This window comes from Agrobacterium sp. ST15.16.024, from assembly GCF_027956545.1.
GTDB lineage: Bacteria > Pseudomonadota > Alphaproteobacteria > Rhizobiales > Rhizobiaceae > Agrobacterium > Agrobacterium cucumeris.
In genome coordinates, this window is the sequence record NZ_JAQKGO010000001.1 from 1692080 (window position 1) to 1714552 (window position 22473).

20 protein-coding genes and 1 pseudogene are annotated in these 22473 nt (G+C 60.2%); 11 read left to right on the top strand and 10 right to left on the bottom strand.

Features of this window, described 5'->3' with window-relative positions:
• Nucleotides 1-17 precede the first annotated feature (17 nt).
• The 4 genes from PL640_RS08285 (at nucleotide 18) to hspQ (ending at nucleotide 3273) form a co-directional block, all read left to right on the top strand.
• Complete coding sequence (locus PL640_RS08285) at nucleotides 18-356, top strand: P-II family nitrogen regulator (protein WP_003508042.1); 339 nt, start codon at nucleotides 18-20, stop codon at nucleotides 354-356.
• A 71-nt stretch (nucleotides 357-427) separates the two neighbouring features.
• Entirely contained in the window at nucleotides 428-1837 is a 1410-nt protein-coding gene (glnA, locus tag PL640_RS08290; RefSeq protein WP_080816817.1) for a type I glutamate--ammonia ligase, read from the top strand.
• A 95-nt stretch (nucleotides 1838-1932) separates the two neighbouring features.
• Complete coding sequence (locus PL640_RS08295) at nucleotides 1933-2853, top strand: DMT family transporter (RefSeq protein WP_052819741.1); 921 nt, start codon at nucleotides 1933-1935, stop codon at nucleotides 2851-2853.
• 90 nt (nucleotides 2854-2943) lie between these two features.
• Entirely contained in the window at nucleotides 2944-3273 is a 330-nt protein-coding gene (gene hspQ / locus PL640_RS08300) for a heat shock protein HspQ (protein WP_046798283.1), read from the top strand.
• Between the two features lie 91 nt (nucleotides 3274-3364).
• On the opposite strand, the gene PL640_RS08305 is transcribed toward hspQ, so the two are convergent.
• Nucleotides 3365-4021 (bottom strand): invasion associated locus B family protein, encoded by a 657-nt coding sequence (locus PL640_RS08305; RefSeq protein WP_142840062.1) that lies wholly within the window; start codon nucleotides 4019-4021, stop codon nucleotides 3365-3367.
• Nucleotides 4022-4348: 327 nt separating this feature from the next.
• On the opposite strand from PL640_RS08305, the gene PL640_RS08310 reads away from it, so the two are divergent.
• The 5 genes and pseudogenes from PL640_RS08310 (at nucleotide 4349) to PL640_RS08330 (ending at nucleotide 9854) form a co-directional block, all read left to right on the top strand.
• On the top strand, nucleotides 4349-6196 hold the full coding sequence (locus PL640_RS08310) for an extracellular solute-binding protein (RefSeq protein ID WP_271361384.1): 1848 nt from the start codon (nucleotides 4349-4351) through the stop codon (nucleotides 6194-6196).
• A 27-nt stretch (nucleotides 6197-6223) separates the two neighbouring features.
• Nucleotides 6224-6892 (top strand): DsbA family oxidoreductase, encoded by a 669-nt coding sequence (locus tag PL640_RS08315; protein ID WP_142840064.1) that lies wholly within the window; start codon nucleotides 6224-6226, stop codon nucleotides 6890-6892.
• A 52-nt stretch (nucleotides 6893-6944) separates the two neighbouring features.
• Nucleotides 6945-7876: pseudogene (locus PL640_RS08320) on the top strand (DMT family transporter).
• 126 nt (nucleotides 7877-8002) lie between these two features.
• On the top strand, nucleotides 8003-8830 hold the full coding sequence (locus tag PL640_RS08325; RefSeq protein WP_271361385.1) for an oxidoreductase: 828 nt from the start codon (nucleotides 8003-8005) through the stop codon (nucleotides 8828-8830).
• Nucleotides 8831-8915: 85 nt separating this feature from the next.
• Nucleotides 8916-9854: an AraC family transcriptional regulator gene (locus PL640_RS08330; RefSeq protein ID WP_271361475.1), complete on the top strand. Its 939-nt coding sequence runs from the start codon at nucleotides 8916-8918 to the stop codon at nucleotides 9852-9854.
• Nucleotides 9855-9950: 96 nt separating this feature from the next.
• Here the strand turns inward: PL640_RS08330 and PL640_RS08335 are convergent, their stop codons facing one another.
• From PL640_RS08335 to PL640_RS08345, 3 genes are all read right to left on the bottom strand, one after another.
• Nucleotides 9951-10289 (bottom strand): hypothetical protein, encoded by a 339-nt coding sequence (locus PL640_RS08335; RefSeq protein ID WP_142840067.1) that lies wholly within the window; start codon nucleotides 10287-10289, stop codon nucleotides 9951-9953.
• Nucleotides 10290-10751: 462 nt separating this feature from the next.
• Nucleotides 10752-14249 carry a transcription-repair coupling factor gene (mfd, locus tag PL640_RS08340; protein WP_271361387.1) on the bottom strand — a complete coding sequence of 1166 codons (3498 nt, stop codon included), beginning with the start codon at nucleotides 14247-14249 and terminating at the stop codon, nucleotides 10752-10754.
• Between the two features lie 3 nt (nucleotides 14250-14252).
• Nucleotides 14253-14564: an FAD assembly factor SdhE gene (locus tag PL640_RS08345; RefSeq protein ID WP_142840069.1), complete on the bottom strand. Its 312-nt coding sequence runs from the start codon at nucleotides 14562-14564 to the stop codon at nucleotides 14253-14255.
• Nucleotides 14565-14753: 189 nt separating this feature from the next.
• On the opposite strand from PL640_RS08345, the gene recG reads away from it, so the two are divergent.
• Both recG and PL640_RS08355 read left to right on the top strand, forming a co-directional pair.
• Nucleotides 14754-16859: an ATP-dependent DNA helicase RecG gene (recG, locus tag PL640_RS08350; RefSeq protein WP_271361389.1), complete on the top strand. Its 2106-nt coding sequence runs from the start codon at nucleotides 14754-14756 to the stop codon at nucleotides 16857-16859.
• Between the two features lie 14 nt (nucleotides 16860-16873).
• Entirely contained in the window at nucleotides 16874-17146 is a 273-nt protein-coding gene (locus PL640_RS08355) for a hypothetical protein (RefSeq protein ID WP_271361391.1), read from the top strand.
• 25 nt (nucleotides 17147-17171) lie between these two features.
• On the opposite strand, the gene PL640_RS08360 is transcribed toward PL640_RS08355, so the two are convergent.
• The 6 genes from PL640_RS08360 to glmU form a co-directional block, all read right to left on the bottom strand.
• Entirely contained in the window at nucleotides 17172-17462 is a 291-nt protein-coding gene (locus PL640_RS08360; RefSeq protein ID WP_142840072.1) for a type II toxin-antitoxin system RelE/ParE family toxin, read from the bottom strand.
• A complete protein-coding gene (locus PL640_RS08365; protein ID WP_142840073.1) occupies nucleotides 17459-17704 on the bottom strand; it encodes a CopG family ribbon-helix-helix protein in 246 nt (81 codons plus the stop codon). Before PL640_RS08365 ends, PL640_RS08360 begins: the two co-directional genes overlap by 4 nt.
• A gap of 117 nt (nucleotides 17705-17821) precedes the next feature.
• Nucleotides 17822-18490 carry a DUF502 domain-containing protein gene (locus PL640_RS08370; RefSeq protein WP_142840074.1) on the bottom strand — a complete coding sequence of 223 codons (669 nt, stop codon included), beginning with the start codon at nucleotides 18488-18490 and terminating at the stop codon, nucleotides 17822-17824.
• Between the two features lie 13 nt (nucleotides 18491-18503).
• On the bottom strand, nucleotides 18504-19007 hold the full coding sequence (locus PL640_RS08375; protein WP_271361392.1) for a GNAT family N-acetyltransferase: 504 nt from the start codon (nucleotides 19005-19007) through the stop codon (nucleotides 18504-18506).
• A complete protein-coding gene (gene glmS, locus PL640_RS08380) occupies nucleotides 19004-20830 on the bottom strand; it encodes a glutamine--fructose-6-phosphate transaminase (isomerizing) (RefSeq protein ID WP_142840076.1) in 1827 nt (608 codons plus the stop codon). The genes PL640_RS08375 and glmS overlap by 4 nt, the downstream gene beginning before the upstream one ends.
• A 102-nt stretch (nucleotides 20831-20932) precedes the next feature.
• Nucleotides 20933-22294, bottom strand: a complete 1362-nt coding sequence (gene glmU / locus PL640_RS08385; RefSeq protein ID WP_271361393.1) for a bifunctional UDP-N-acetylglucosamine diphosphorylase/glucosamine-1-phosphate N-acetyltransferase GlmU — start codon at nucleotides 22292-22294, stop codon at nucleotides 20933-20935.
• Between the last annotated feature and the right edge of the window lie 179 nt (nucleotides 22295-22473).

Consider the following 22473-nt stretch of genomic DNA (forward strand, 5'->3'; position numbering starts at 1 on the left):
CGGAGAGATATTTTCTCATGAAAAAGATCGAAGCGATCATTAAGCCTTTCAAGCTCGATGAAGTGAAGGAAGCCCTTCAGGAAGTCGGACTTCAGGGAATCACGGTCACGGAAGCAAAAGGCTTTGGTCGTCAGAAGGGCCACACGGAACTTTACCGCGGTGCGGAGTACGTCGTGGACTTTCTGCCGAAAGTGAAAGTCGAAGTCGTATTGGCGGACGAAAATGCGGAAGCCGTCATTGAGGCGATCCGCAATGCGGCCCAGACCGGACGTATCGGCGACGGAAAGATTTTCGTTTCCAATATCGAGGAAGTCATCCGCATCCGTACCGGTGAAACAGGCGTGGACGCCATATAATCAAGAAGGTCCCGGGCCGGGGAGGCTTGGGTTTTCACCTCGTCATCATCACACTCAAGGAAAACGTTTAAATGACGACCGCAAACGATATCTTGAAGCAGATCAAGGATAACGACATCAAGTTCGTGGACCTGCGCTTTACCGACCCCAAGGGCAAGCTGCAGCACGTCACCATGGATGTGGTGTGCGTGGACGAAGACATGTTCGCCGATGGCGTCATGTTCGACGGCTCCTCGATCGCCGGCTGGAAGGCCATCAACGAGTCCGACATGGTGCTGATGCCCGATCCGGCTACCGCCCACATCGACCCGTTCTTTGCCCAGTCCACCCTGGTCGTCCTTTGCGACATTCTCGACCCGGTCTCGGGCGAAGCCTATAACCGCGACCCGCGCGGCACAGCCAAGAAGGCCGAAGCTTACCTCAAGGCATCCGGCATCGGCGACACCGTTTTCGTCGGCCCCGAGCCTGAATTCTTCGTCTTCGACGACGTGAAGTACAAGGCAGACCCCTACAATACCGGTTTCAAGCTGGATTCGTCCGAACTGCCGTCCAACGACGACACGGATTACGAAACCGGCAACCTCGGCCATCGTCCGCGCGTCAAGGGCGGCTACTTCCCGGTTCCGCCGATCGACAGCCTGCAGGACATGCGCTCAGAAATGCTGACGGTTCTGGCTGAAATGGGCGTCGTTGTTGAAAAGCACCACCACGAAGTGGCTGCAGCGCAGCACGAACTGGGCGTGAAGTTCGATACGCTGGTCTCCAGCGCCGACAAGATGCAGATCTACAAGTACGTCGTGCACCAGGTCGCCAATGCCTATGGCAAGACGGCAACCTTCATGCCGAAGCCGATCTTCGGCGATAACGGCTCGGGCATGCACGTGCACCAGTCGATCTGGAAGGGCGGCAAGCCGACCTTCGCTGGTGACGAATATGCCGGCCTGTCTGAAAACTGCCTCTTCTACATCGGCGGCATCATCAAGCACGCCAAGGCCATCAACGCCTTCACCAACCCCACCACCAACTCCTACAAGCGTCTGGTGCCGGGTTATGAAGCGCCGGTTCTGCTGGCCTATTCCGCCCGCAACCGTTCGGCCTCCTGCCGTATCCCCTTCGGCTCCAACCCGAAGGCAAAGCGCGTCGAAGTCCGCTTCCCGGATCCGACCCAGAACCCCTATCTCGGTTTTGCGGCCATGCTGATGGCCGGCCTTGACGGCATCAAGAACAAGATCCACCCCGGCAAGCCGATGGACAAGGACCTTTACGACCTTCCCGCCAAGGAACTGAAGAAGATCCCGACCGTCTGCGGTTCGCTGCGCGAAGCGCTGGAAAGCCTCGACAAGGATCGCAAGTTCCTGACCGCCGGCGGCGTATTCGACGACGACCAGATCGACTCGTTCATCGAACTGAAGATGCAGGAAGTCATGCGTTTCGAAATGACCCCGCATCCGGTCGAATTCGACATGTACTACTCGGCCTAAGTCGTAATCCGGACGCTCTGCAAGGTGTCCACTCCAGTCTGGCGGCCTCTCCGGAGGCCGCCGTTTTCTTTTGAAGCCCAGCCATATCGCGAACGATGTCGAACAAGCCAGCCTCTCAGCAAACCCGCCTTACGGACTGGCTCATCTTTCTGGCTGTGCCGTTCTTTTTCTCCAGCAACGTCATTTTCGGTCGCGGCGTCGTCGGCGAGGTCTCACCCTTCATCGCCGCCTTCATCCGCTGGATCGGATCGACCCTCATCATCGCGCCCTTCATGATTGCCGACTGGCGCAACTGCCTAGCGTTCCTGCGCCACAAAACGCTGCTGTGGCTCGTTCTCGGCATTCTCGGCATGGGCATCTGCGGCGGCGTGGTCTATTGGGGCCTGACCATGACGACGGCTGCCAACGGTACGCTGATCTACACGACATCGTCGCTGTTCATCATCCTGTTCCAGCGCATCTTTCAGGGCCGGCGCATCAGAAAGCTCGAAGTGGCAGGCATGATCATCGCCTTTGCCGGCGTGGCGGCCATCGTGCTCAAGGGTGATATGTCCGCTCTGTGGCACATGAATTTCAACATCGGTGATTTCGCGATCCTCACGGCAGCCATCGCCTTTGCGATCTATTCGCTGCTGCTGCGCGATCCGGCAGCCCGGCAGATGGCCTCCTTCAGCCTTTTCGGCCTGATTGCGCTGTCCGGCGCGCTGGTGCTGCTGCCGCCGGCGGCTCTCGAACTGGCGCAGGGCGGAATGCTGCCGGCGACACCGATGGCCTGGGCGAAGATCGGCGGCATCATTCTTTTCGCCTCGCTGCTCGCCTTTTATTGCTTCACCCATACGGTGCGCGTTTTCGGCCCGGCCACGGCCGGCATCACACTTTATATGATGCCGCCGGTCTCGATCATCATGGCAACGTTTTTCCTTGGGGAGAGCTTCGAGACCTATCACGCCATCGGCATCGTGCTGGTCACCGGCGGTGTGGTCATCGCCACCGCGCCAATCGGGCGAAGGGCGTGAGCGGCGGGACGGCAATACGGGCGGGATACCCCTAGCCCTTGATATTTCGCATTCCGCCCCCAACTATTAGTGGGAAAGGAAGTTCATGCCATGAAACAAAGAGACGCAAAATTCACGCTTGGCGAGATCGTCCGCCACAAGGTGTTTCCGTTCCGCGGCGTGGTCATCGACGTGGACCCGGAATATGCCAATACCGAAGAATGGTGGAACGCCATTCCCGCCGATATCAGGCCGGATCGCGACCAGCCCTTCTATCATCTTCTGGCCGAAAACGAGGAGACGGAATATGTCGCCTATGTTTCCGAGCAGAACCTCGTCCACGACGAAAACGAGACGCCGCTTAGAAATCCCAATATCGGCCGCATCTTTGACAAGGCGCCGAACGGCGAATGGCGTCCGAAGATGTCGACGGCGCATTGACGCAAGCCTGAAATACCCACCCCTCCCAGGGCATAAAAAAAACCGGTCTGTCGCCAGACCGGTTTTGTCATTCTTGACGCTGGTGAAGCGATCAGGGCTTCGGCGCGGTCTTGGCGGCGTCCTGAGCGGCTTCCAGCTTCTTGCGAGCCTCTTCGGCCTTCTTCTGCATGCCTTCCTGCAGGCTGCGCTGGCTTTCGGCCAGCTGCGACTGGGTGATGGCAGCACCGTCGTAAGCACCGGTGAAACCGGAGAGTGCGATCTTGATCGGGTTCGGCGCGCGGCGGAAGTTGATGGAGGTGAAGACCACCTCGCTACCCTTCTTCAGGGAAGCGATCATGGCATCCGTCAGCGGCACTTCAGCCGTGCACTTGTCGGGAAGGCAAACGGCGTAATCGAGCTTCTGGCCCTTGCCGCCATCGATCTGCATCATCACGCCCGGAGGAACGAGACGCGCGGTCGGAACGGAAACCTGCAGCAGCTTGCGGTTGACCTTGCCTTCAACGGTGATGAGGCCGACAGCGGTGATCATCTGGCCGTTCTGGGCAAGAACCACGTTCTGCACGACGCAGACATCGTTGTCTTCCTGCTTGGAGCAGGTCTTGAACCAGCCGAGCGGCGGAGCGCCGGCGCCCTGAGCGGCGGGAGCAGCATCCTGTGCCTGCGAGATGGCCGGAGCGGACACTGCGCCGAGAGAAAGGACCAGAGCGGACAGAGCCGTCCGGGTGAATGTGTTTGCCTTTTGCATCATAAGAGTTCCGTCTCCTGAATGTCTGCCAGAACAGAACCGCTAAGATCCTGTTCGCCGATGGCGGTATCCTTCTGCCCGTTCAACTGTCGTTTAAATGAGGCAAATGCGTGACCCGTCTCTTCCGGCCACCCTGTTACATGCCGATCGCGGCGATATCCAGCACTTCTTTAACTTTTTCTTGAGGTGGGCCAAGATTTCCCACCCTCGCATGGGTCCCGCCAAGGGCCTGTGCTACATATTTGCCAGAATCATAACGAAAAAGCCAAATCATGACGATAAACCGATCATCATGACAAATCGGACGGACAGTTGAGACAGGATAATAACATGCGCAACCTTGCGGCCCTCATCCCCGCATTGTTTCTTTTGGGCTCATCCCTGCTTCCCGCCGGGAGCGCCCAGGCGCAGCCGCTTCACGGCATTTCCATGCACGGCACACCGGCACTGCCGGCTGATTTCCGGCACTTCCCTTACGTCAATCCGGACGTCAAAAAAGGCGGCCGCATCTCCTATGGCGTCGTCGGCACCTTCGACAGCCTCAATCCCTTCGTTCTCAAGGGAATGCGCACCACCGCGCGCGGCGTCTGGGACCCGGAATTCGGCAACCTGCTCTACGAACCGCTGATGCAGCGCTCCACCGACGAACCCTTCAGTCTCTACGGCCTGCTGGCTGAAACGGCAGAGTGGGACGAGGAGCGCAGCTTCATCCAGTTCAACATCAATCCGAAGGCGAAATGGTCGGATGGCGAGCCGGTAACGCCTGACGACGTGATCTTCACATTCAATCTCCTGAAGGAAAAAGGCCGCCCGCCCTTCAACAGCCGTCTGGACGGCGTGGCGAAGCTGGAAAAAGTCGGCGATCACGGCGTGCGTTTCACCTTCAATGAGAAGGCAAACCGCGAAACGCCGCTTATTCTCGCCTCCTCAACCCCCATTTTGCCGAAACATGCGATCGATCCGGAAAAATTCGAACAGGCGGGTCTCGGGCCGGTCGTCGGCTCGGGTCCATACCGAATCAAGACCCTGCGGCCGGGAGAACGAATCACCTGGGAGCGGAACCCGGACTATTGGGGCAAGGATATTCCGAGCAAGGTTGGCTTTGAGAATTATGACGAGATAACCGTCACCTATTTCCTTCAGGTCACCACCATGTTCGAGGCCTTCAAGAAGGGCGATATCGACATTTACCCGGAAGGCGACGCCATCAACGGCACCTCCGATACCTCGCATTGGGGGCAGGCTTACAATTTCCCGGCCGTGCATCGTGGCGATATCGTCAAGGATGTGTTCCAGCCGCAGCTGCCTTCCGGCATGTTCGGCCTGGTGTTCAACACCCGCCGCGCCGTCTTTGCCGATGAAAAGGTGCGCGAGGGCCTGTCCTATGTCCTCGATTTCGAATGGATGAACCGCAATATCCTCGGTGGCGCCTTCAAGCGCACGCAGAGCTACTGGCAGAATTCGCCGCTCGGCGCCTTCGGCAATGCCGCAGATGCGCGCGAGCTTGCACTGCTGGGCGATGCGGCGAAAACCATGCCGCCGGAGCTTTTGGCGGGAACCTACGCCATGCCCACCACCGATGGCACCGGTGCGGACCGCAAGGTGCTGAAACTGGCCGTCGATAAGCTGAAAGAGGCCGGATACAGCATCAAGAACGGAAAAATGTCCGATGCCAATGGCCGTCAGCTCGCCTTCGAGATCATGACGCAGAACCCGGCGCAGGAGCGCATCGCGCTTGCCTATCAACGCTCGCTCAACCTCATCGGCGTCGCCATGGGCATCCGCTCGGTCGATGACGGTCAATATCAGGCCCGTTCGAACAGTTTCGATTATGACATGATCATCCGCTCCCTGCCCTCCTCGCTTTCGCCCGGGGCGGAGCAGCTCAATCGCTGGAGTTCGCTGTCACGCGACGCGCAGGGCAGCTTCAACTATGCGGGGGTCGCCAGTCCCGATATAGACCGGATGATCGAGGCCCTGCTGCAGGCCCGTTCGACGGAAGATTTCCAGGCAGCCGTGCGCGGCTACGACCGTTTGCTGGTTGCCGGTCACTACGTCATTCCGCTCTATTACATCGGTGCGCAATGGATCGCCCGCTGGAAATATATCGACCGCCCGGATATCACCCCGATATCAGGCAATCAGAAACAGACCTGGTGGGATGCGCGGGCGCAATAACCGGTCCAGACAAGGGAAGATGAAACCATGGAACGCATCGTTATCGACGTCGTATCGGATATGGTCTGCCCCTGGTGTTATCTTGGCAAGGCAAGGCTCGATCTTGCCATTGCCGAGGTGCAGGACGAGATCAGCGTCGACGTGAACTGGCGTCCTTATCGCCTCAATCCGGATTATCCGCCTGAGGGCGTCGACCAGAAGGCCGCCCTTGAGGAAAAGCTCGGCAAGGAGCGTCTGGAGCAGGCGCATGTCACGCTGGTGCAGCTCGGCAAGGAAGTCGGCATCCACTATGATTTCGATGCGATCAAGATCGGCCCGAACACGCTCGATGCGCACCGCCTGTCGCTCTGGGCCCATTCGGAAGGCCGCGACGTTCAGGAAAAGATCGTCACCGGTCTGTTCAAGGCGAATTTCGAGGAAGGCCGCAACATCGGCGATCACGCCGTGCTGACCGATATCGCCGAAAAGGCGGGCATGGACGCCAAGGTGGTGGCGCGGCTTCTGGCATCCGATGCGGACAAGGATACGGTTGTCGCCGAAATTGATGCGGCGCAGCAAATGGGCGTCGCCGGCGTGCCGTTTTTCATCCTCGACCAGAAATACGCCATCAGCGGTGCGCAAACGCCTGATGTCCTGATTGCTGCACTGCGGGATATTGCAAAAATCAAGGCGGACGAGCATAAGTCGATGAACTGACGGTCGAACCACCGGCAGCTTACCCTAACCGATAAACTGTTGGTGTTTTCCCGTGTCCGACCAGACCCTGAAAGGCATTCTGCTTGCCTTTGCCGCCTTCGCTGCTTACGCATGGAGCGATGCGAGCGTTAAACTCATAGAAGGCCAGATTTCGCCGATCGAATCGGCCTTCTTCGGCGCCCTGTTCGGCTTTGCCGCCCTGCCCTTCATCCGCAAGCGCAACGACCGCTGGGTGGATATCGTCAGAACGACGAACCGCCCCTTGTGGATCATCCGCTTTTTGCCGCCGGCACCGGCGCAGTCGGCAGCGTGACCGCCTTCACCCATCTTTCCATGGCGGAAGCCTTTGCGTTGATCTTCCTGCTCCCTTCCTTCGTCACCATCATGTCGGTGGTATTCCTGAAGGAACAGGTGGGCATCAAGCGCTGGTCAGCCGTCATCATCGGTTTCCTCGGCGTGCTGGTCATCCTGCGGCCGGGCTTCCGCGAACTCGGCATCGGCCATCTCGGCGCCATCATCGGCGGCTTCAGCGGTGCACTCAGCATCGTCATCTTCCGCGCCATGGGACCGTCGGAAAAGAATGTCTCGCTTTATGGTGCCGGTGTGCTCGGCTGTCTCACCATAAGCGGCATCGCCATGGTGCCGACTTTTGTCATGCCAGCCGGCGAGCAATGGCTGCTGCTGGCGGGATATGGCCTGCTCGGCGCGCTTGGCAACGTACTGGTCATGTATGCCGCCCAATATGCGCCCGCTGCCATGATCGGCCCGACGCAATATAGCCAGATGCTCTGGGCCATCCTGTTCGGTTACCTGATTTTCGGCGACCGTATCGACGGATGGATGCTCGTCGGCATAGCCCTCATCGTCGGCTCCGGCCTGTTGACGCTGATCCGCGAGAAGCAGAGAAAGGTGCCGCTGCCCGCTTCGATCGCTGCCACCGACCAGAACGTTGCCGTTGGCATCACGCCGGAAAATCCCTCATAAGTTTGCCCCTCATAGGTTTGAAAGACGAGACCTGGCGGCTTGCACCATAAATATGGCGTGTTCCGCCACTGCGATGGCACGATGCGCGACTTATGTTGGCACTCTCCAAGAGCAAGAGGTGCCGACATGAACATACGAACCCAACCGACCGCCCTCGTTACCGGCGCATCATCCGGCATGGGCAAAAGCATCGCCAAACGCCTGGTCGCCGATGGCTATCTCGTCTATGTCGCCGCGCGCAGCATCGACAGGATGACGGACCTGGAAAAGCTTGGCGCGATTGCGCTGCGCATGGACATCTCAAGCGACGAGGACATCGTCGCCGCTGTCGCCGCGATTACCGCACGATCCGGTGGCGTCGACGTGCTGGTGAACAACGCAGGCTACGGGCTCTACGGCCCGGTCGAGGAGATCCCGCTCGACGAGGCGCGCTACCAGTTCGAGGTCAACGTCTTTGGCACCGCCCGTCTGACACAGCTCCTTATGCCGGCCATGCGCGCAAGGGGCAAAGGCACGATCGTCAACATCACCTCGATGGGCGGCAAGATCTACACCGTTCTGGGTGCCTGGTATCACGCGACCAAACACGCGCTGGAAGGCTGGTCGGACAGTCTGCGGCTGGAAGCCGAGCCATTCGGCATCCGCGTCGTGGTGATCGAACCGGGCCTGATCGAGACCGGTTTCGGTGCGGCCGCAGCGCAGGGTCTCCTCGAACGCTCGGCAAACGGCCCTTATGCGAAGATGGCGCAGAGCGTTGCGGCTTCCATGGACCGAAGCTACGGTAAGGGTATGGGCACCGATCCCGAGGTCATTGCCGACGTGGTGAGCAAGGCGGTCAGGTCCGCCCGCCCGAAGACACGTTATGCGGCCGGCAAATACGCCCGGCTGATGATCGGCGTGCGCAAATGGTTCGGAGACCGGGCCTTCGACAGACTGATCAGAAGCCAGATGTAGAAAGAAGGTCGGAGGTCGGATCATGAGCAGGGATTTGAGCGACAGGTGCAGGCTGCCCCAGGCTTTCTGGCGGGCGGCGGAGCGGATGGGGCTGCCAGCTCCGGCCCTGCTGCGGCAGGCGAAGCTTCCCGCAACGCTGCACATCGCCCCGGATGCATGGTTGACCACGGCGCAATATTTCGACCTGTGGCGGGCGGTCGAGGCCCTGTCGCAGGATTCGGCCATCGGCCTCCGGATGACGGTCGAGACAGACACAGCGATGCATCCACCCGCCACCATGTCAGCCTTCTTCGCCCGCGACTATCGCGACGGGCTGCGCCGGCTGGCCCGCTTCAAGCGACTTTGCACCCCTGAAGAGCTTTCGGTAACGGAAAGCGGCGGCGAGGCCCGGATCGCCGTAAGATGGTTGCACACCGACGAGGCCGAGCCGGATGCTGCGGCCGACGTCACTTTCGCCGCCCTTCTCGAACTGGGGCGGCGGGGCACCGGCAGACACGTCACCCCGGTTCGAGTGGAGATGATTCGCCGTGCACCTGTTTCCGACGTCCATCGGAGTTATTTCAATGCACCCATCCGCACCGGCTGTCCGCAGAATGCCATGGTGCTGAAACGCGACGATCTCGATCTTCCCTTTGCCGGGCATAATCCAGAACTGCTGGCTATACTGGAGCCCGCACTTGCGGCCTCCCTTGGCGAGATCGAGGCGCAATCCTCGTTGCCGGAGCAGGTCAAGATTCTGATCAAACGCCGCATCGCAAGCGGCAAGCCGGAGATTTCCGAGGTGGCGCGTGAACTCGGCATGAGCGAAAGAACCCTGCAGCGTCGTATTACCGAACAGGGATCGAACTATCGAGCGCTCATTGAGCAGGCACGGCAGGAACTCGGCCGCGACCTGCTTTCAGACAAGCGTAATGGAATTGAAGAGATAGCCTTCCTGCTGGGTTTCCAGGACACCGGCTCGTTCTATCGGGCGTTTCGAAGCTGGGAAGGTGTGACGCCAGCCCAGTGGAGAGGGAGACACTGACATTGAACAGAGCGTCGTCGGCTACCGGCCAAAGGCCGGAAGCTGCCTCTCGCTTTCCGCGTCGCGTGGGTCATTGCGCCTGTCGGATTTCACGACCTAGTCGCAGACCCTGGCCCGATACATGTCGCCCCAGCCATTCTGTCGCCAGACGACGTGGCAGCGCGGATAGGCCGGCTGATAGATCACCGGCGGGCCATAAACCGGCGGGCCGTAAAAAGGCTCTCCATAATACGGGCCGCCATAGGAATGCCGCGCCCCGGCGACGATGGCGCCACCGATAATCGCTCCGGCGATACCTGCGGCAATGCCGCCGCCGCCATGCCCGTGTCCAAAGTGGTTGCGTGCTTCCGCCTGGTTGGTGGTGGCAATTGTGGTGCCCGCAATTGTCAAAGCAACCAGACCTGCGGAGGCGAACCTGTTCATCCTGGTCCACATTGTCTTGCTCCTTCGTCTTCCCACTCACGCATCATATTGAGCGTAATGCAGGAGATGAAAACAAGACTACGCCCGCCGAAGCTACCGGCGCATGTCCGTTTCATTACATCCCGGTAATGTTTGCGGAGCCTCCGGGGCTGGGAGGTTCATAAAGCAGATGGATGTCGGAGGTTTCGATGTTGGTTTGTCTGGATGTGCTTTAGGTGTTGGCTTTCGGGAGCTTGTTGATTGACGGCGGACCGAAGATGCTTGGGACTTACCCCCCTCTGCCCTGCCGGGCATCTCCCCCTCAAGGGGGGAGATCGGCAAGACGCTCTCGCGCCACCTCATCCTCGACCGTTGTGATGGTCGAAACCTAGCCGCAGATCGATCTCCCCCCTTGAGGGGGAGATGCCCGGCAGGGCAGAGGGGGGTAAAGCGACACACGCCGTATGACCAATGCCCGCCCCGGAAAGCTCAAATCTACGACCGCGCCAGCTCCGCCAGCTGCGTCATGATCATCGCCGCGCCCGCCAGACGCTTTTCCGGCGTCGGCAGATCGCGGGTCAGGAACAGGCTGTGGTCGGGCCGGATCTTTGCCATGGAGCCCTGCTTGCCGATATAGGACACGAGTGCCGCCGGGTTCGGGAATTCCTTGTGGCGGAATTGCAGCACCACGCCCTTCGGCCCGGCATCCACCTTCTCGACATTGGCAACACGGCAGAGCGACTTGATGTAGACGATCTTGAGGAGATGCTGCACCTCTTTCGGCAACGGGCCGAAACGGTCGATCATCTCCGCGCCGAAACCGTCGATCTCGCTGATATCGGCAAGCTCGCCGAGACGGCGGTAAAGGCCCATGCGCAGATGCAGGTCAGGAACGTAATCTTCCGGGATCATCACGGAGGTGCCGACCGATATCTGCGGCGACCAGCCGCTGTCGCGTACCTCTTCGTCGCCCTTCACCTCGGCAACGGCCTCTTCCAGCATCTGCTGGTAAAGCTCGAAGCCGACTTCCTTGATATGGCCGGACTGTTCCTCACCGAGCAGATTGCCCGCACCGCGAATATCGAGATCGTGGCTCGCCAGCTGGAAACCGGCCCCCAGCGTATCGAGCGATTGCAGCACCTTCAGCCGCCGTTCCGCCATCGTCGTCAGCACCTTGTTGACCGGCAGGGTAAACAGCGCGAAGGCGCGCACCTTGGAGCGGCCAACACGGCCACGCAGCTGGTAAAGCTGTGCGAGACCGAACATATCGGCGCGGTGCACGATCAGCGTATTGGCGGTCGGCACGTCGAGGCCGGATTCGACGATGGTGGTCGACAGCAGCACATCATATTTGCCGTCGTAAAAGGCGTTCATGATGTCTTCGAGTTCGCCCGCCGCCATCTGGCCATGCGCCACGGCCACTTTCAGCTCCGGCACATCCGATTGCAGGAAAGCATGGATATCGGCGAGATCGGCAAGCCGCGGGCAGACATAAAAGCTCTGGCCGCCACGATAATGTTCGCGCATCAGCGTTTCGCGGATCACCAGCGGATCGAAGGGCGAAATGAAGGTGCGTACCGCCATGCGATCGACAGGCGGCGTGGTGATGAGCGACAGCTCACGCACACCTGTCATCGCCAGTTGCAGCGTGCGCGGAATGGGCGTGGCTGACAGCGTCAGCACATGCACGTCGCTTTTGAGTTCCTTCAGCCGTTCCTTGTGCTTGACGCCGAAATGCTGCTCTTCGTCGATGATCAGCAGGCCAAGATTGGCGAAGCTGATGCCCGCGCCAAGCAGCGCATGGGTGCCGACGACGATATCCGTCTTGCCATCGGCCACTTCCTTTTTCGTCAGCGTCAGTTCCTTCGACCCGACGAGGCGCGAGGCCTGCTGCACCCGGATCGGCAATCCACGAAACCGCTCGGAAAACGTGCGGAAATGCTGGCGGGAAAGCAGCGTGGTCGGCACCACCACCGCCACCTGTACGCCGTTCATGGCGGCAAGGAAGGCGGCGCGCAGCGCCACTTCGGTCTTGCCGAAACCAACGTCACCGCAGATGAGGCGATCCATCGGCCGGCCAGCACCGAGATCCTCGCGCACCGCCTCGATGGCGTTCAGCTGGTCTTCGGTCTCGTCATAGGGGAAACGGGCGGCAAATTCGTCGTAAAGCCCGTCCGGCGCAATCAAGGCCGGCGCATGACGCACCAGACGCGCGGCCGCGATGCGGATGAGCTCATCGGCCATGTCGAGCAGGCGCTTCTTGAGCTTGGCCTTGCGCATCTGCCATGCGCCGCCGCCCAGCTTGTCGAGCGTCGCTTCCGCCGCATCGGAACCGTAACGGGAAAGAAGATCGATGTTTTCGACCGGCAGGAACAGCTTGGCGTCGTCGGCATAATGCAGTTCGAGACATGCACGCGGCGCACCCGCCGCCTCGATGGTCTGCAAGCCGACGAAACGGCCGATGCCGTGTTCGGCGTGAACAACCAGCGACCCCTCGTCCAGACCCGCCACTTCGGAAATGAAATCCGCGCCGCGCTTGCGGCGTTTCGAGCGCCGCACCATGCGGTCGCCGAGAATATCCTGCTCGCCGATGACCGCCAACGTTCCGGTTTCAAACCCGGCTTCGAGGCTCAGAACCGTTGCGGCCGCCTCACCCTTGCCGAGCTTTTCCACCTCTTTCAGCGATGTCACCGGCTTGATGTTCTCAAGCCCGTGTTCGTTCAAAACCTGCAACAACCGGTCGAGCGAACCTTCCGACCAGCCTGTTATCAGCACCTTCCAGCCCTTGGCGCGGCGATCCGCAATATGCTTTACCGCCAGATCGAAAACATTGACCCGTTCTTCGCTCTCGCCTTCGGTTGGCGGACGCGCCCAGCGCGGCCCGACATGGGCATCGAGCGTTGCGACGGGGTGGCCTTCGCTATCGTGTTCATTGAAGGGCGTCAGCCGCACCGCATTGACGCCGGCGAGCAGGGCATCGAAGCTCTTGCCATCGAGATAAAGCTGTCCCGGCGATACCGGCTTGTAGGGCGCGCCCTGCGTCGAACCCTTGGTTTCACCGGAAGCCCGGCGCGCCTCGTAATAATCAAGCACCAGCTTGGAGCGTTCCTTCGCGGCTTCCCTTGCTGTGTGGTCGGTGACGATGCGGAAACCTTCGAGGTAGTCGAAAGCGGTTTCCAGCTTCTCGTAAAACAGCGGCAGCCAATGCTCCATGCCGGCATATCGGCGGCCTTCGGAGACGGCCTGATAAAGCGCATCGTCACGGGTCGCAGCGCCAAACAGCGACAGGTAGTTCTTGCGGAACCGGCCGATCGTATCCGGCGTCAGCGTCACTTCGCTCATCGGGTTCAAGTCGAGCGAACGCGCCTGGGCAATGGTGCGCTGGCTGGCCGGATCGAAGGTGCGGATGCTCTCCAGCGTATCGCCGAAGAAATCGAGCCGCACCGGCTCTTCCGTACCGGGAACGAAAACATCGAGAATACCGCCGCGCACGGCAAATTCGCCCACTTCACGCACCGTCGCCACCCGGTCGAAACCGTTGCGTTCCAGCCGCGCGGCAATCTCTTCCATGCGTATCTGGTTGCCGGGCTTCGCCGAGAAGCCGAGGCTGCCGATAATATCCCGCGGCGCCATCTTCTGCAGCATGGCGTTGACGGTGACGAGCACGATGGCCGGATGCGGCTTTTTCGCGTGGGCGATGAGGCCGGAGAGCGCCGCCAGCCGGCGCGCCGAAGTGTCGGCGCTCGGTGACACGCGGTCATAGGGCAAACAGTCCCAGGCCGGCAGCGTCATGACCGGAATATCAGGTGCGACGAAACCGAGAATCTGTTCGAGATCGGCGACCCGCTGGCCATCCGACATCACGTAAGCCACCGATGTGCCTGCCCGCGCCATGTCGGCAAGCAAAAGGGCTTCCATGCCGGAAGGCACATTTCCGATGGTCAGCGGCGTATCGGCCGACATCACCAGCTTTGCATCGAATCCGGCTATCATGTTTCAGGCCTTCAGGGTTTCGGCGGTGACGAGATCGAAATCGGGACGGTAGGAGGCGATCTTTTCAAACAACGGTGTGCGGAATTTTTCCGGCACCGGCTGCGCGCCTGTCACCATCTGGACGAGGTCGTTATCCTCTTCCGCCATGATGATCTCGAGTTCGTCGAGCTGATCATCGGAAAGCCCGGCAATATTGTCTTCCGCGAATTGCCCGAGCACCAGATCCATCTCGCGAATGCCCCGGTGCCAGCAGCGGTAAAGTATCCGCCGGCGTCTCGGATCAAGGTCGGCACTCGTGCGCACCAGTCCAGTCATCGCATTCACCTTTCGGTTGGCTATTCAACAGGATGTTGACTGCGACCTCCTATAGAACAGGAGGCGAACGCTTGGGAACCGGTTTTTATCGAAATAATGCCACGGCAGTGAAAATCTGCCGGTGATAACCCGCCTTTGTCAGCCCCCAAGTCTTGCATAACGCGTCCCCTTCCCCGATTTTGCTGACCCATGCGCCCGGCCATTCTCGATCCGCTGTTTGCCTCCGTCTCCACCCTTGCCGGTGTGGGGCCGAAGCTTGCCGATCTTCTGGCCAAGCTATTGAGCCGGGAAAGCGCCGACGACACCCGCGTCATCGATCTCCTTTTTCACGCGCCATCCAACGTCATCGACCGACGCAATCGCCCCGGCATTGCGCTGGCGGCCCCCGGCGCCATTGTCACCATTCAGGGACGCGTTGACCGCCATCAGCCGCCGCCACCGGGAAACCGCAACGCGCCCTATCGCGTCTTCATGCATGACGAGACCGGCGAACTGGCGCTGACCTTCTTCCGCGCCAAGGGTGACTGGCTGTCCAAGGCCCTGCCAGTGGACGAAGAGGTTCTCGTCAGCGGCAAGGTGGACTGGTTTAACGGCCGCGCCTCGATGGTGCATCCGGATTTCATGGTGAAGCTATCAGAGGCGGAAAACCTGCCTTTGGTGGAAGCCGTTTATCCCATGACCGCCGGGCTGTCTGCCAAGGTGCTGCGCAAGGCAATCGAAGGCGGGCTTTCAAAGCTGCCGGTCTTTCCCGAATGGATCGACGAGACACTGAAGACGAGGCAGGGCTTCGGCGATGTCGCCTCAAGCTTCCGCGAATTGCACGACCCGCGCGACAGCGCCGATATCGATCCGCAAGCTCCGGCGCGCAGGCGGCTGGCCTATGACGAATTCCTTGCCGGACAGCTGTCACTGGCACTGGTGCGCCAGCGGCTGCGCAAGGTGGCTGGCCAGCCGATCCGTGCCAAGGGTGATATCGCCGCAAAAATCCTGTCGCAGCTGCCCTTCTCGCTGACCGCAAGCCAGAGTGCTGCGGTGAAGGATATCCTCAGCGACATGGCCGGCGAAGACCGCATGTTGCGGCTGCTGCAGGGCGATGTCGGCGCGGGCAAGACATTGGTGGCGCTGATGGCCATGGCGACCGCAGTGGAGGCCGGCGGACAGGCGGTGCTGATGGCCCCGACCGAAATCCTCGCCCGCCAGCATTTCGCCACTATCTCCAAACTCGCCAATGCGGCGGGCATCACCGTCGAGGTTCTCACCGGACGCACCAAGGGCAAGGAGCGCCGCGAGATCGAAGAACGCGTGGCGTCAGGCGAAGCGCAGATCGTCATCGGCACGCATGCGCTGTTTCAGGATAGCGTGAGTTACAAAAACCTCGTGCTGGCCGTAGTGGACGAACAGCATCGTTTCGGCGTGCACCAGCGCCTGCGTCTCACCGCCAAGGGCATCACGCCACATATGCTGGTCATGACCGCCACGCCCATTCCGCGCACGCTGGTTCTGGCCGCCTTTGGCGACATGGATGTTTCCAAGCTCACCGAAAAGCCTGCCGGCCGCAAACCCATCCAGACCGTGACAATCCCCACCGAACGCATCGGCGACATTGTCGAGCGGCTGCGTGCCGCGCTGAAGGACGGCAAAAAGGCCTACTGGATCTGCCCGCTGGTGGAAGAAACGGAAGAGTCCGACCTGATGTCTGCGGAGGAACGCCACGCGGTTTTGTCGCAGATGCTCAGCGCCAATATCGGCCTTATCCATGGCCGCATGAGCGGCCCGGAAAAAGACGCCGCCATGCTCGCCTTCAAGAGCGGTGAAACCCGGCTGCTGGTGGCAACGACGGTGGTGGAAGTCGGCGTCGACGTGCCGGACGCGACGATCATGGTCATCGAACATGCCGAACGTTTCGGCCTCGCCCAGCTGCACCAGCTGCGCGGCCGCGTCGGGCGCGGTGACGAGGCCTCCACCTGCATTCTGCTCTACAAGGGGCCGCTCAGTGAAAACGGGCGCGCCCGGCTCTCCATCCTGCGCGATAGCGAGGACGGCTTCCTGATCGCGGAAGAGGACTTGAAGCTGCGCGGCGAAGGCGAACTGCTCGGCACCCGGCAGTCCGGCACGCCCGGTTTCCGCATCGCCAGCCTCGAAGCCCATTCCGACCTTCTGGAAATCGCCCGCAAGGACGCGGCCTATGTCATAGAGCGCGACCCCGAACTGACAGGTCCGCGCGGCGAAAGCCTGCGCACCCTGCTCTATCTGCACCGCCGCGACGAAGCGATCCGCTTCCTGCACGCCGGCTGAAAGTTTTGACCATAATGAACATGATCGACCCACGCCGCCCACCACCCGCCTTCCGCAAGGGCTACGCGCTCTGCTCGCCGCAAAATATCCTGCAGCCTGAGACCTTTGCAAAAAGCCCAAAAAAGGCGATCGGCAAGGCCTTCAAGAAACCCGGCCGCAAGAAAGCCTGGAGCCAGGCGCTGGAAGAAGGCTGGAGCGTGCGGCTGGTCTATTTGCGGCTTTTCGTTCCGGTGTTTCACGCCACGACGACGGGCACGGAGGTGGAGGATCTGGATGACGAGGATTGATCAGCACTCTAGGAGCGTTGTTTAGTCAGAGCGACGAAGGCCATCGCTGCGATGTGTGGATGATCGTCAGAATTTCGATATCACCGCTGACACGATAGGCAATAATGTAGGAAATGTCGGATAGCACGGCTTCCCGTGTTCCCCTGATCCGCCCGACCCGTCCCATTGCCGGCTGGTCCATCAACATATCTACGGCAGAAACAATGCGGGAAATTACCCGGGCCGCAGCCGCTGGATTATCCTTTTCGATATGCGCACCAATTTCATCGAGCCGTCGCAGCGCCCGCAAAGTCCAACGAATTCTCCGGTCGCTCATGACGGCCGGGCGGACTTGACGTATTTTCCGACAATGTTTGCGAGATCTTCGGGTGTGCCAAACTCGCCGCGATCCGCTTCCGCCAAACCGGCCTCAATCTCGGCTAGCTGCCACTCCTCACGGGCAACATAGTCCTCAATCGCCCGCGCCGCCATGTAGGACCGCGAGCGATCGAGCTTTTCTGCCAGCTGATCAAGCTTGTCAGCAACCTCGTCCGGCAGGCGTACTGTAAACGCAGTCATGGGTGCAGCCTCTTTCGGTTCACTATGATTATTGGTGAACCACATTGGTTCGTCAACCGCGCGACATTTCACCCCTGAGTGACAATGGAGCAAGGGATCGGATAGGCGCGAATATCATCAAACCGGCGCAATCGCCTTCGGCGGCGTGAAATCCGGCGCCACCAGACCACCTGATATCAGCAGTTTCGCCGCATCTTCCGGCGTCATGTCCAGCATCACGATCTTGTCCTTCGGCACGAACAGCAGGAAGCCCGCCGTCGGCACAGGGGTCGGTGGCAGGAAGACGGCGACCATCTCCTGGCCCATCTCGTTGAACCGGTGGGCAAGCTCGCCCTTGGCCTCGGAGGCAACGAAGACCATTGCCCAGGTGCCGGGGGATGGAAACTCGATCAGGCCGACCTTCTTGAAGGAGTTCGCATGCTCCTTCAGAACGGATTCGAACAGCTGCTTGATGCTCTTGTAGATCGGCCGCACCAGCGGCATGCGGTTGAGAATGGATTCGCCAACGCCGACGATCCACTTGCCGATGAGGTTATTGCCGAGAAAACCGATGAGGGTGATACCAACGACGGCGATCAGCAGCCCGAAGCCGGGGATCGCCACATCGAAATATTGCTCGGGATCGTAACGGGCGGGGATATAGGGTTTCACCCAGCTATCCGCCCATTGCAGGAAGCTCCACACCAGCCACATGGTGATGGTGACGGGCGCGAGAATGAGAACGCCCGTGAGAAAGCTGTTGCGCAGACGGGCTGCGAAGGATATTTTTACTGGAATTTCAGTCATTTACCGTTCGGAATTAAGCGTTTTCGCCATCGAAACCCGGATGAAAACCGACAATGCCGGATGGAGTTCCGCCATGCAAGCGAAGAACTGTGAAATATTCGTCAGGAATCCCCGCCGCACTCAAGCCTTCGAGGTGGCGAAAACCGAAGCGTCCATAATAATCCGGATCACCCGCAACAACGCAGCCCGAGGCACTCAGCCGGTCCAGTGCAGCAAGCCCTTCTTGCACCAGCCGTGAACCGACGCCCTGCCCCTGCCTCTCCGGTGCCACGGAGAGCGGCGCAAGGCAGAACCAGCCGCTCTCACCGCTGCTCAGCGTGACCGGTGAAAAACCGACATGGCCGATAATGCCTTCGCTGTCTTCCGCCACCAGCGAAACCACCAGAGCGCCGGCGGCGCGCAGCCGCGCAACGATCAGATGTTCGGTCCTGTCGCTGTACTCGACGTCACGGAAGGCATCTTCCGTAACGTGGGCAATTGCCCGTTCATCACCCTGCCGTTCCGGCCGGATGATCATTCCACGGTCACCGATTTCGCCAGATTGCGCGGCTGGTCGACATCCGTGCCCATGAAGACCGCGGTGTGGTAGGCGAGCAGCTGGATCGGCAGCGAGAAGACCATCGGTGCGATGAGTTCATCAACAGTCGGCAGGGTGATCGTCGCCATGGTGTCGAGCTTGGAGGCGGCAGCCCCCTTCTCGTCGGTGATGAAGATGATTCTGCCCCCGCGCGCGGCGACTTCCTGCATATTCGACACGGTCTTTTCGAAGAAGCGGTCATGCGGCGCAATGACGATAACAGGCATGTTCTCGTCAATCAGCGCGATCGGCCCGTGCTTCAACTCGCCGGCGGCATAACCTTCGGCGTGGATATAGGAGATTTCCTTGAGCTTCAGCGCACCTTCCAGCGCCAGCGGGAAGCTGGTGCCGCGGCCGAGATAAAGCACATCCTTGAAGCGCGACAGATCACGCGACAGCGCCTCGATCTGCGGCTGGATGCTGTTGAGAACCTTGCTCATGATGCGAGGCATCTCGGTCAGATGGCGAACCAGTTCGGTTTCCTGCTGAGGCGTGATCGTGCCGCGCGCCTTGCCGGCGGCAACGGCCAGCGAAGCGAGCACGGCAAGCTGGCAGGTGAAGGCCTTGGTGGAAGCAACGCCGATTTCCGGACCGGCGAGGATCGGAAAGATCGCATCCGATTCCCGGGCCATGGTCGATTCGCGCGTGTTGACGACGGCGCCGATCTTCAGCCCCTCCTGCTGGCAATAGCGCAGGGCCGCCAGCGTATCGGCGGTTTCGCCCGATTGCGAAATGAACAGCGCCGCCTGCGTGGGAACGAGCGGGATCTCGCGGTAACGGAATTCCGAGGCGACATCGATTTCCACCGGCAGGCGCGCATAACGCTCGAACCAGTATTTACCGATCAGACCCGACAGATAAGCCGTGCCGCAGGCGGAAATGGCAAGGCCGGAAAGCTTGGAAAAGTCGATGGCCTTGTCGGCATCCTTCACCGTCTTGGAGGCGAAATCCACGTAGTGGCTGAGCGCATGGGAAATGACTTCCGGCTGCTCGTAGATTTCCTTTTCCATGAAGTGGCGGTGGTTGCCCTTGTCGACCACATAGGCCGTCGCCTGAGAAATCTGCCGCTCGCGCTTCACAGGCTTGCCGGAAAAATCGATGATCTCAGCACCCTGTCGGGTCACGATGGCGCAATCGCCATCCACCAGATAGGTGATCTCGTTGGTGAAGGGCGACAGCGCGATGGCATCCGAACCGAGGAACATTTCACCGCGGCCATAACCGACGGCAAGCGGCGGGCCGGAGCGCGCCGAAAGCAACGTGCCGGGATCATCCTGAAACATGACGACCAGCGCATAGGCGCCGGTAACGCGGTTCAGCATCTTCAGCATCGCTTCGCGATGGCCAAGCCCTTCGCGGGTATATTTCGCCAGAAGCTGTGCCACCACTTCGGTGTCCGTCTGGGTGGTGAAGGTCGCGCCCTCGGCGGTCAGTTCTTCACGCAGTTCGGAGAAGTTTTCGATGATGCCGTTATGGACAACGGCAACGCCTTCAACGAAATGCGGGTGGGCGTTAGTCTCGTTCGGTACGCCATGCGTCGCCCAGCGGGTGTGGGCAATACCCACCACGCCCGGCAGCGGCTTTTCCGAAACCAGCTTTTCCAGGTTGAACAGCTTGCCTTCCGCCCGGCGGCGGTCCATCGCGCCATTGTCGATGGTGGCGACACCAGCCGAATCGTAACCTCGATATTCGAGACGCTTCAGCGCATCGACAAGCCGTTCAGCAACAGGCTGGGTTCCGACTATTCCGACAATTCCGCACATATATTTCTCCAGACGGCGATCTCTTCGCCGAAACTACTAACCGTTTCTCCGAAATCAGCAATTATCCCGCCGGTCACTTTCGGTATCGCTCGGTAACGTCTTTCAAGAGGCCTTTTTCTTGGCTTCTTTCAGCGCTTTCGCCCGCTCGCGCACCACGGTTGCCCGGCCCGGTTTCACTTCCTGGCGCGCGCGCCCGAAAGCCAGCGCATCATCGGGAACGTCATCGGTAATCACGCTGCCGGATGCTATGTAAGCGCCTTCTCCAATCGTCACGGGCGCAACCAGCGACGAGTTTGAGCCGACAAAACTGTTCGCGCCGATCCGCGTTTCAGCCTTGTTGTAACCGTCGTAATTGCAGGTGATGGTGCCCGCACCAATATTGCTGCCGGCACCAATGAAGGCATCTCCGATATAGGTCAGATGGTTGACCTTGGCGCCCTCGCCGATTTCGGCCTTCTTGACCTCACAGAAATTGCCGACCTTGGAATTGGCATGCAGGTTGGCGCCTGGACGCAACCGCGCATAGGGACCGACGGTCGCACCTTCCGCAACATGAGCGCCTTCCAGATGCGAGAACGCATGGATGACGGCACCCGGCTCGATCGTCACGCCGGGACCGAACACGACATTCGGCTCGATCAGGGCATCCTGGCCGATCTTCGTATCGAAGGAGAGGAAAACCGTCTCGGGCGCGATCATCGAAACGCCGTCCACCATCAGCTCATGGCGGCGGCGCTCCTGCCACAGCTTCTCGATAAAAGCCAGTTCGGCACGGTTGTTGCAGCCAACCAGCTCGGTTTCAGGCGCATCGATGGCCACGGCGCGACGGCCGAGCGAACGGGCGATTTCAACGATGTCGGTGAGGTAATATTCGCCTTTAACGTTGCTGTTGCCGATCCGGTCGAGCAGATCAAGGGCATTACGGCCGTTGATCGCCATCAGGCCGCTATTGCACCAGGTTACCTTGCGCTCTTCGTCGGTTGCATCCTTTTCCTCGCGGATCGCCACAAGCTCGCCATTCTCAACCAACAATCGGCCATAACCTGTCGGACGCTCAGTGTGGAAGCCGATTACGGCCACATCGGCACCGGCGGCAATCGCCTCGCGCGCCCGATCAAGCGTCGCCGACGTGATGAGCGGTACGTCGCCATAAGCGACGATCAGGTCATCGAAACCGCGCTCGATGGCTGCGCGTGCGGCAAGAACCGCATGGCCGGTGCCTTTGCGCTCCGTCTGCACGAAAGCCTCGACCTCAAGACCCCTGAGGTTGGCAGCCGCGGCAACATTGTCAGCATCGCGCCCGACCACCAGCGCCACTGCACCAACACCAGATCCAGCCACAGCCTCCACCACATGCGCAATCATCGACCGCCCGGCAACCGTGTGCAGCACCTTGGATTTCGACGACTTCATGCGCGTGCTGTCGCCCGCAGCGAGAATAACGGCTAGAGAGCTGCGCTCCATAAGACCTCCAACACCCCGTTACCGGCCGCAGGGCGGCCGGGACAGTGGCATGTGTTTGACTTAACGCCAGCCGGTTGAACAGACAGGCGCATCGGTAATTGCGTTCCGGCATTGCTATAACGGCGGCCCACTTAAGAAACCATGCAAATCCGCACCAAAATTTCCGCACCGATTTTCAT